8 protein-coding genes and 1 pseudogene are annotated in these 9328 nt (G+C 71.8%); 5 read left to right on the top strand and 4 right to left on the bottom strand.

Going from position 1 to position 9328, the window contains the following annotated elements; translation table 11 throughout:
- The 4 genes from ABDW35_RS25005 to ABDW35_RS24990 form a co-directional block, all read right to left on the bottom strand.
- Positions 1-1250: YaiO family outer membrane beta-barrel protein (locus tag ABDW35_RS25005; RefSeq protein WP_343716575.1), on the bottom strand; the 1250-nt coding region annotated here is incomplete at its 3' end.
- A complete protein-coding gene (locus ABDW35_RS25000) occupies positions 1247-1639 on the bottom strand; it encodes a response regulator (RefSeq protein WP_343716574.1) in 393 nt (130 codons plus the stop codon). The genes ABDW35_RS25000 and ABDW35_RS25005, both read right to left, overlap by 4 nt.
- A gap of 6 nt (positions 1640-1645) precedes the next feature.
- Positions 1646-3193 (bottom strand): hypothetical protein, encoded by a 1548-nt coding sequence (locus tag ABDW35_RS24995; protein ID WP_343716573.1) that lies wholly within the window; start codon positions 3191-3193, stop codon positions 1646-1648.
- A gap of 221 nt (positions 3194-3414) precedes the next feature.
- Positions 3415-4416 (bottom strand): LacI family DNA-binding transcriptional regulator, encoded by a 1002-nt coding sequence (locus ABDW35_RS24990; protein ID WP_343716572.1) that lies wholly within the window; start codon positions 4414-4416, stop codon positions 3415-3417.
- Positions 4417-4582: 166 nt separating this feature from the next.
- Here ABDW35_RS24990 and ABDW35_RS24985 point away from each other — a divergent pair, with 166 nt between their 5' ends.
- The 5 genes and pseudogenes from ABDW35_RS24985 to ABDW35_RS24965 form a co-directional block, all read left to right on the top strand.
- Entirely contained in the window at positions 4583-6124 is a 1542-nt protein-coding gene (locus ABDW35_RS24985) for a sodium:solute symporter family protein (RefSeq protein WP_343716571.1), read from the top strand.
- A complete protein-coding gene (locus ABDW35_RS24980) occupies positions 6117-7412 on the top strand; it encodes an AGE family epimerase/isomerase (protein WP_343716570.1) in 1296 nt (431 codons plus the stop codon). The genes ABDW35_RS24985 and ABDW35_RS24980 overlap by 8 nt, the downstream gene beginning before the upstream one ends.
- Positions 7409-8173, top strand: a complete 765-nt coding sequence (locus tag ABDW35_RS24975; RefSeq protein ID WP_343716569.1) for a glucosamine-6-phosphate deaminase — start codon at positions 7409-7411, stop codon at positions 8171-8173. Before ABDW35_RS24980 ends, ABDW35_RS24975 begins: the two co-directional genes overlap by 4 nt.
- Positions 8166-8936, top strand: coding sequence for an SIS domain-containing protein (locus tag ABDW35_RS24970; protein WP_343716568.1), 771 nt, complete (start codon positions 8166-8168; stop codon positions 8934-8936). Before ABDW35_RS24975 ends, ABDW35_RS24970 begins: the two co-directional genes overlap by 8 nt.
- Positions 8933-9328, top strand: a pseudogene (locus ABDW35_RS24965) (hypothetical protein); the annotation flags it as partial. The gene ABDW35_RS24970 and the pseudogene ABDW35_RS24965, both read left to right, overlap by 4 nt.

Raw genomic sequence — 9328 nt, 5'->3', positions numbered from 1 at the left:
ACGCCGAGTCCGCCGAAGACGGTGCGGGTCTCGATGGTGGTGTTGATCTCGGTGTCGAGCGCCCGGCTGTAGCCGGCGAAGACCCGCAGCCGGTCCGTCGCCTGCCAGTCGCCGCGCACCAGCCAGCCGACCTGCCAGTCGCCGTACCGGTCGCGGCTCAGCGGCAGCTGAAAGGTCAGCTGCAGCCGTTCGGCGAAAAGGTGCTGCTGGAAGCCCGGGGTCAGGGTCAGAACGTCGAAGCCGTCATAGGCCTGGTAGCGGACGTCGCCGGTCAGGGCGGTGCGGCCGAGGAAGCCCTGACGGTCGCCGGCATTGACGGTGACCGTGGTGCCGCCGGCCAGCGACCAGCGCGGCAGGAACTCCGAACCCGGGGCGACGGTGGCGGTCAGCGTGCCTTCGACCCCATCGGCGAGGCGCTGGAAGAGCCCGGCCTCGAACTGTTCGCTGAACTCGCCGAAGCGGCTGTGGAACGACACGCCGCCGAACACCGCCGTGGCCGGCGAGAAGCGATAGCCGATGCTGACGCCGCCCTCGCGCCAGGGCGCCCGCGCGGCGCCGTCATAGACGCTGTAGCCGCCGCTGACGTCGAGCCGCCAGGGGTGCTCGATCGTGCTGCCCGCCGCCAGCCGCCGGCGCCGTTCGGCGATGTCGGCATTGCCGGGCTCGCGCGCCTCGGCCAGGTCGTATTCGGCGGCCGCGGCGTCGATCTCGCCGCGCGCGGCGGCGACGTCGCCCAGCCCGACATGCGGGTCGGCCAGGTTCGGAGCCGCGTCCCGGGCGGCGCGATAGGCGCCCTCCGCCTCGTCCAGCCGGTTCTGGTAGAGGGCGAGGCGGCCCTTGAGCGCCAGGGCCTCGGCATTGCCCGGGTCCCGGGCCAGCACGGCGTCGACCTCCGTCGCCGCCTCGGCGTAGCGGCCCTGGTAGCTGCGGATCCGCGCGATAGCCAGCCGGACATCGGCATAGTCCGGCGCCAGCGCCAGCGCCTGGCCGAGCGTATCCAGCGCCAGGTCGTAGTGCTGCTGGAAACCCTGGATCTGGCCGAGCAGCAGCAGGATGTCGGCATCCTTCGGGGCCATGGCCCGGGCCTGGGTCAGCAGCTGGATGGCGCGGTCGAAATCATTGGCCCGGCGCGCCTCCAGCGCCGATTTGTAGAGGTCCTCGGCCGTGGCTGCATGGGCGGCCGGAACCACGGCGGCGGTCAGGGCGAGCGCGAGCAGGGCGGCGGCGCAGGCGCCGCGGCCTGGCGTCACGATGGCCTCTGGCGGTTGCGGAGGATGCGCTGGATGCGCAGCACCAGCTCGTCGGGCAGGAACGGCTTGACCAGATAGTCCTGGGCGCCGAGCGACAGGCCGGCCACCACATCCTGCTCCTGCCGGCGCGCGGTCAGCATGATCACCGGGACGTCGCGCGTCACGCCACTGTCGGACAGCCGCTGCAGGACCTGGAAGCCGTCGAGGCCGGGCATCATGCCGTCCAGCACGATCAGGTCGGGTGGCGATGCCGAGGCCGCTTCGAGGGCCGCCTCGCCGTCCTCGGCCAACTCGACCTCATAGCCGCGGCTGCGCAGCTTGAACTCGAGCAGGTCGCGCAGCAGCTCGTCGTCGTCCACGACCAGGATCTTCGGCTTGGAAGGCGACATGGTGGATCAGGGCTCCTTCCGGGGGCCGTCGAGCAGCCCGTGAAGGGCGATGCCGGCGAAGGCCGGCCAGGTGGAGAGAACGGGGCGGATGCGGTCGATCGCGGCCGCCAGGGCCGCGGCGTCGCCGAGGAAGCTGAGCCGGCCGGCGGGCAGCCGGTGGTCGCCCTGGCGGCGATAGGCCTGCCCCGCGGGGTTGGCGCGCGGGCGGTCGAGCAGGACGAGGATGCGCCGTCCATCCAGCGTCACCCGCCACAGCTCGCCCTCCGCCGCCGGACGGAAGGACTGGACGCGGTCGTCCGGCAGCGGTCCTGCCTCCAGCGCGACGGTCATCGGCCGATCGTGCGCACCGGCCCAGGCCAGGGCGCCTTCGGCGGCGGCGACGATGTCGTCCGGCCCAGTGCGATAGGCCATCACCGCGAAGCGATCCGCCGCCGCCGCGAGCCGGTCGCGGGAACCGGCCATCTCCGGCATGTCGAACCACCAGAAGGGCAGCACCGCCTCGACCGGGCCGGCGGCGGCCCGCTTCAGCTGTTCGAGCGTGTCGAGATAGGCGGCGATGCCGGCGGCCCGGTCGAGCGGCCAGCCGGCGAGCAGATAGGGTTCGATGTCGTACTGGATCCCGTCCAGGGCCGGTGAGCCGCGGTTGAAGGCGGCGATCGCCCGCGTGCGCTCCAGGAACGGCGGACGGCCCGCCCGGGTGATGGCAGCCGGGTCCCCTTCGACAGCCCAGACCGACAGGCCGGCCGCGCGGGCGGCCTGCAGGAAGGACCGCAGCCGGCCGGCCTCCGCCACCGCGCCGCCGCGAATGTCGAGGCCGATGAAGATCCGGTCCAGCCCGCGGGCCTGTGCCGCGGCGATCAGGCCCTCGCCGTCCTCCCGCCATTGCGCCGGCCGCCAGATCCAGGTCGACAGTGGAACCGGCCGGTCCTCGCCTTCGACGAGGCGAAGCGAGCGCAAGGAGATCCGGGCGGCCGAGGGAGGGCAGCGAAGCGTCGCCGTGATCGGCGCGTCCATCGCGCCGCTGTCCACAAGCGGCATGACCTGCCGCTGGCCGGAGCCGGGCGGAAGATGCCCGAGCGGCGCGGTCCCGACGGCGATATCGAAGGGCGCATCCGAATCGTATTCCGCCGCCAGGGACAGCCGGGCGCCGCGGGGCATGTGACCGGGCAGCGCGATGACGGCCTCGCCGGGCGCTGTTCCGGCAGTGCAATCCGCGATGACGATGCCCGGATCAGCCTGGCGGACGGTACCCCGTCCGGCGGCGCGCAGCTTGATCTGGTCGAGCAGGTCCGGCCCGACCGGCAGCATGGGGACGGCATCCGGGGTGCCGTCGTCGAGCTCGATCTCCGACACCGCGACCGGGTCATCCGGATGCTCCGGCGCCGGCCCGATCAGCCGAATGGCGCGAAGCTGCGACGCATCCTTGGCGGCTGGCTCGAAGCCGAGCCACGCGACGCGGGCATCACCGACCGGCAGGGACAGGGCAGGGCACCGGTCCGGACGCTCCGGCGAGATCGCGAGGGCGAGCGGGATACCGGCCATGTCCTCGGACATGCGGCTGGGACTCGCCCCGGGCGGCGGCGCTGCGCATATGCTCAGCCAGACGATGGAAGCAGCTGCGGCAAGCGCCATCCGGTCACCGAATCCGGGCAATGTTCAGCATCGAGTATAGTTAGGAACCGGCTCTGCAAAACCCTGATCATTGCGAAAAATATTCTATATGATGCTGCAGACAGCTCTCTGGCGTGAACATGTGGCATGGAGTGAACGCCGCGTCAGCGATGTGGCGGCGTCGTGGTCGTGGCCCGGACGATCAGTTCCGTGCCGAGCCGCCGCGCCGCGCCGGAGGATGAGCCGGCCTCGATCAGGGCCAGCAGCATCTCGATGGCGGTGCGGCCGGCATCGGTCGACCGGGCGGAGATGGTGGTCAGGGGCGGATAGGTGCGGGCGCCCAGCACGTCGTCGCAGCCGATGACGCTGAACCCGGCCGGAACGTCGACGCCCAGCCCGGCGAGGCCCGCCATCAACCCCTGCGCCACCAGATCGTCGAAGGCGATCGCCGCGGTGGTCCGCGCCGACAGCACGGCGGAAGCCGCCGCCATCCCGCCCTCGTAGGACGGCCGCTCGGCCGCGACCTCGACGGCCTCGACCCCTAGCGCTCCTGCGGTCTGCAGGACCGCGCCTCGCCGCTGCTGGTTGGACCAGGAGGAGGGCGGGCCGCCGATATAGGCGATGCGCCGATGCCCCAGCTCCTGCAGGTGCCGGACCGCCGCTGCCACGCCGGGGCCGCTGTCGATCAGCACCCGGTCCAGCCCCTCAATGTCGCGGTTGACCAGCACCACCGGCCGGCGGCCGCGCAGCGCCCGGACCGCGTCCTCGCCCAGGCGCGACGACGCCAGCACGAAGCCGTCGACCTGCGCCGCCATCTTGCCGGTCAGCCGCTCCTCCCGGTCCGGATCCTCGTCCGAATCGCCGAGGAAGACGCACAGGCCGCCGGCGTCCGCACGCGCCTCGGCCGCCCGGATCAGCGGCGGAAAGAACGGGTTGGCGACATCCGGCACGATCAGCGCGACATTGCCGTAACGGCCGGTCGACAGCGCCCGCGCCACCTGGTTCGGGGCGTAGCCCAGCCGGGCGGCCACTTCCATGATATGGGCCACCGTGTCCGGGCTCAGCATCCCCGGCCGGCTGAAGGCGCGCGACACGGTCGACCGCGCCACGCCCGCGGCGCGGGCCACCTGCTCGATCGTCGGGATGGATTTCGGCGGCTGGTCCATGGCGGCCCGGTGGTTCGGCTGCCGACACTCTTAGCGCGACGCGGCGGAATGGTACATCACTTCAAAATTGCTCGTGCAACCGGTTGCGGCTTGACATGCAACCGGTTGCACAACACCCTGGCGTCCGAAGGCCCGCAATGACCGGGCCGGCAGCAAGGGGGACTTCATGGGGACGTTCGACTGGGTGGTGCTCTGGGCCTATTTCCTGCTGATGGTCGGTATCGGCGTCTGGGCCCGCAGCCAGATCAAGACGGCGGCCGACTTCTTCACCGCGGGCGGCCGGATGCCGTGGTGGCTGTCCGGCGTGTCGCACCACATGTCCGGCTACAGCGCCGCGGTCTTCGTCGGCTATGCCGCGATCGCCTACACCGCCGGCTTCACCCTCTATGTCTGGTGGGCGATCGGCATCGCCTTCGCCATGGTGGTCGGGTCGGTGCTGTTCGCGCCGCGCTGGTCGCGGCTGCGGCAGCGCCTGGCGATCATCTCGCCGCTGGAATACCTGTCGACCCGCTACAACGTCCCGACCCAGCAGGTGCTGGCCTGGAGCGGCGGCGCGCTGAAGGTGTTCGATGTCGGCGCCAAATGGACCGCGACGGCCCTGCTGCTGAAGGTGTTCGCCGACGTGCCGCTGGTGTGGGGCGTGCTGCTGACCGGCGGCGTCACCCTGATCTACTCGACCATCGGCGGGCTGTGGGCCGACGCGCTGACCGATTTCAGCCAGTTCGTCATCCAGCTGCTGGCAGGCATCGTGCTGTTCGTCGCCGTGCTGGCCAAGCTGGGCGGCGTCTCGGCGCTGTGGACGATCTGGGACCAGCTGCCGCCGGGCCATTCCTCGCCCTTCAACGGCCAGTACACGATCGTCTTCGTGCTGGTGTATCTGCTGATCAACACCCTGTCCTACAACGGCGGCACCTGGAACCTGGCGCAGCGCTTCATCGCCGCGCCGAGCGGTGGCGACGCCCGCAAGGCGGCGCTGCTGTCCGCCGCGCTGTACCTGGTGTGGCCGCTGATCCTGTTCTTCCCGATGTGGGCCGCGCCGATCCTGCTGCCGAACCTGGACCAGCCGCAGCAATCCTACGCCCTCTTGACCCAGAGCCTGCTGCCGACCGGCCTGATCGGGCTGGTGCTGGCCGGGATGTTCGCCCACACCATGGCCATGACCTCATCGGACGCCAACGCCGTCTCCGCCGTCGTCACCCGCGACATCCTGCCGGTGATCTGGAAGGGCGCGAAGACGATGTCCGGCCAGACCGAGCTGTTCGTCGGCCGGCTCAGCACCTTCCTGTTCATCGCCCTGTCGATGGGCATCGCGCTGACCGCCGACAGCTTCGGCGGCGTGCTGGGGCTGATCATTCTGTGGTTCGGCGCGCTGGTCGGGCCGATCGCGATCCCGATGCTGTTCGGCATGCTGCCGGCTTTCCGGCGCTGCGGCCCGACCGCGGCCCTGGCGTCCTGGGCCACCGGCCTGATCGTCTTCGTGCTGGTGAAATACGTCTTCGTCGACGAGGTCAAGGCGCTGAACCCGGACTGGACCACTTCGATCACCGTGGCCGGGCCGGTGCTGTGCTCGCTGGCCGTGTTCACCCTGGTCGGGCTGGTGGCGCCATGGCGCAATGCCGAGGCCGACGCGCTGATCGACGCGCTGGAGACCGACGAGACGGCGGTGGCCGGCATTCCCGTCCGCGGCGAGAGCGCCAGCCGTGCCTGATTCCGTCTCGATCACGGACCCGGCGGCGCTGCGCCGGGCCACCGCCCGCCACCTGACGGGCGACGTGCTGGCCTGGTGGCTGGCCAACGCCCCGGACGACCGGCATGGCGGGGTCTTCACCTGCTGGTCGAATGAAGGCGCCCGGCTGCTGTCGCGCGACAAATACACCTGGTCGCAGGGGCGGTGGGTCTGGCTGATGGCGCGGCTGGCCCGCGCCGGGCGGCTCGGCCTGGTCGGGATCGACCGGGCCGCCTGCTTCGACCGGGCCCGCCGGACTGCCGTGCTGCTGCGCGACCATGCGCTGCTGGCGGACGGCAGCACGGCGTATCTGCTGGCGGAGGACGGCACGCCGAAGCCGCCGGCGCCGGGGCAGGGCCTGCACGCCAGCGTCTTCGCCGACCTGTTCGTCGCCCTGGGCTTCGCCGCTTTGGCGGCGGAGAGCGGGGAGGGGGAGTGGGGCGATTTGGCAGAGCGGCTGCTCGCGTGCGCCGCCGGCCGCATCGCCGCCGGCGCCGCGCGGACCGAGCCCTATCCGATCCGGACTGGCTTCCGCGGCTTCTCGTTGCCGATGATCCTGGTCGGGGTGGGGGCGGAGGTGTTGGACGCAACGAGCTCCGCGGCTGCCGCCGAGACGGTGCTTGGCGCGGTGCGGGCGATCGAGACAGTGTTCCTGTCCGGCAGCGACGTCGCCGAGATGATGCCTGCGGCCGCCGGCGACGCCGACACGCTGTTGGCCCGCCACCGCACCCCAGGCCATGTGCTGGAGGCCTGCTGGTTCCTGTGGCAGGCCGGGCAGTCCCTGCGGCGCCGAGGCATTGCCGCGGAGTCCCGGCTGTTCGAGGCCGATGCTCTCGCCGACATCGCCATCCGCGCCCCCGTGCTGGGCTGGGATGAAGATCAAGGCGGCCTCCTCCGTTATGCCGATCGCGACGGCGGCGCGCCGCGCGGACGGCGGGCCGGCGACCGCTACGAGGAGCTGGTCGCCGACACGTGGGACACCAAGCTGTGGTGGCCGCATGCCGAGGCGCTGTACACGCTGGCGCTGCTGCATCTCGAGACCGGGCGCGCCGACCTCGCCGCCTGGCACGACCGGCTGGCGGCCTACACATACCGCGTCTTTCCCGCCGGCCCGGGCGGCGAATGGGTGCAGATCCGCGACCGCGCCGGGGCGCCGCTCGACAAGACGGTGGCGCTGCCTGTGAAAGACCCGTTCCATATCGCCCGGGCCCTGCTGCTGATGATCGAAAGGCTGGCGAAACCGTCGCCGGCCCAACGGAGTTCCGCATGACCCTGTCTGCAACCGCCCCGGTGGGCGGCATCGATGTCCAGGTCCATCCCGGCCGCGCCGAAATGGGCCGGGCCGCCGCGGCCGCGGTCGCCGGGGATCTGCGCCGCCGCCTGGCCGGTGGCGGCCGGGCGCGCATGATCTTCGCCGCGGCGCCCAGCCAGGCCGAGATGCTCGACGCCCTGGTCGCCGAGCCGGGCATCGACTGGGGCCGTGTCACCGCCTTCCACATGGACGAGTATATCGGCCTGGCGCCGGATGATCCGGCGCGTTTCGCCCTTTGGCTGCGCCGCCATGTGTTCGACCGGCTGCCCTTCGGCGCCGTCCACCTGATCGATCCCGGCAGCGATCCGGCCAGGGCCGCCGCAAGCTATGCCCGGCTGCTGGCGGAGGCCCCGATCGACATCGTCTGCCTCGGCATCGGCGTGAACGGCCATCTCGCCTTCAACGACCCGCCGGTGGCCGACCTGGACGATCCGCTGGACGTGAAGGTGGTGGAGCTCGACGCCGTCTGCCGCCAGCAGCAGGTCGATGATGGCTGCTTTCCGGGCTTCGACGACGTGCCGACCCATGCCCTCACCCTGACGGTGCCGCGGCTGTTGCGCGCCGACCGTCTTGTCTGCGTGGTGCCGGGCGCGGCCAAGCGCGAGGCGGTGCGCCGCGCGCTGCACGACCCCATCGGCGCTGCCTGCCCGGCGACGGCGCTGCGCCGGCACCCTGCCGTGAACCTGTTCCTGGACCCGGAGTCGGACCCCCATGGCTGACATCGACGCCGACGCCCTCTGCGCCGCCTATCTCGACCGCACCCAGGATCTGATGCGCGCGATCCTAGAGACCGAGCGCGACAGCCTGGACCGCGCCGCCGCCCGCCTGGCCGACCAGATCGCGGCCGACCGGCTGGTCCATGTCTTCGGACCCGGCGGCCATTCCAACCTGGCGGCGCAGGAGATCTTCTTCCGCGCCGGCGGGCTGATGCACGTCTCGGCCATCCTCGACGAGGGCACGCTGCTGTCGAACGGTGCCCTGCGGTCGATGGCGATCGAGCGGACGCCGGGCTATGGCCGGGTGGTGATCGCCGATCGCGGGCTGGGGTCGGACGACCTGCTGATCCTGGTCAACGCCTACGGCATCAACGCCGCGTTGATCGATGCGGCGATCGAGGCGAAGAAGCGTGGGACCTTCGTCATCGGCGTCAGCTCGCGCGGCCATGCCGACCGGACGGCGCCGGACCATCCCGCCCGCCATCCGACCAGGCAGAACCTGCACGACCTGGCCGACATCGCCATCGACACCAAGGTGCCGGTCGGTGACGCCGTCGTGCGGATCCCGGGGGTTGGGGAGCCGGTGGCCGCAATCTCCACCTTCGCCAACGCCTTCGCTCTGAACTGCCTGGTCATCCGCACCATCGCCAAGCTGGCCGAGCGCGGCATCGAGCCGCCGGTCTGGCGCAGCGGCAACGCTCCGGGCGGCGACGAGGCCAATGGCCGCTTCATCGGCCGGTTCCGCGGCCGGGTGCGGTCGCTGTGATCACCGGCCGCGACCCGGCCACCGGCCGCAGCCTGGCGGTCACGGTCGAGGACGGCCGCATCGCCGCGATCGAGGACGGCCCTGCGGGCGAGACGGCTTGGCTGTCGGCCGGGCTGGTCGACCTGCAGGTCAACGGCTTCGCCGGGCACGATCTGAACGGCGGCGGTCTGGTGCCGGAGACGGTGGCGCGGCTGGCGGCGGTGCTGCGGGCCGACGGCATCACCACCTTCCTGCCGACGCTGATCACCGCGTCCGAGGCCTCGATCACCGCGGCGCTGGCCGCGATCGCGGAAGCACGCGCGGCCGACCCGCTGCTGGCCCATGCCATCCCGGCGGTGCATGTCGAAGGGCCGCACATCTCGCCGGAAGACGGGCCGCGCGGCGCCCATCCG

Source organism: Inquilinus sp. (genome assembly GCF_039594555.1).
Classification (GTDB): Bacteria; Pseudomonadota; Alphaproteobacteria; order DSM-16000; family Inquilinaceae; genus Inquilinus.
Note: the sequence above shows the minus strand (reverse complement) of the source record. Positions and strands in the feature narration are given on the sequence as shown.

Coding starts and splice junctions, on each gene's coding strand:
- ABDW35_RS25000 (WP_343716574.1), bottom strand. CDS start 1,639: ATGTCGCCTTCCAAGCCGAAGATCCTGGTCGTGGACGACGACGAGCTG.
- ABDW35_RS24995 (WP_343716573.1), bottom strand. CDS start 3,193: ATGTCCGAGGACATGGCCGGTATCCCGCTCGCCCTCGCGATCTCGCCG.
- ABDW35_RS24990 (WP_343716572.1), bottom strand. CDS start 4,416: ATGGACCAGCCGCCGAAATCCATCCCGACGATCGAGCAGGTGGCCCGC.
- ABDW35_RS24985 (WP_343716571.1), top strand. CDS start 4,583: ATGGGGACGTTCGACTGGGTGGTGCTCTGGGCCTATTTCCTGCTGATG.
- ABDW35_RS24975 (WP_343716569.1), top strand. CDS start 7,409: ATGACCCTGTCTGCAACCGCCCCGGTGGGCGGCATCGATGTCCAGGTC.
- ABDW35_RS24970 (WP_343716568.1), top strand. CDS start 8,166: ATGGCTGACATCGACGCCGACGCCCTCTGCGCCGCCTATCTCGACCGC.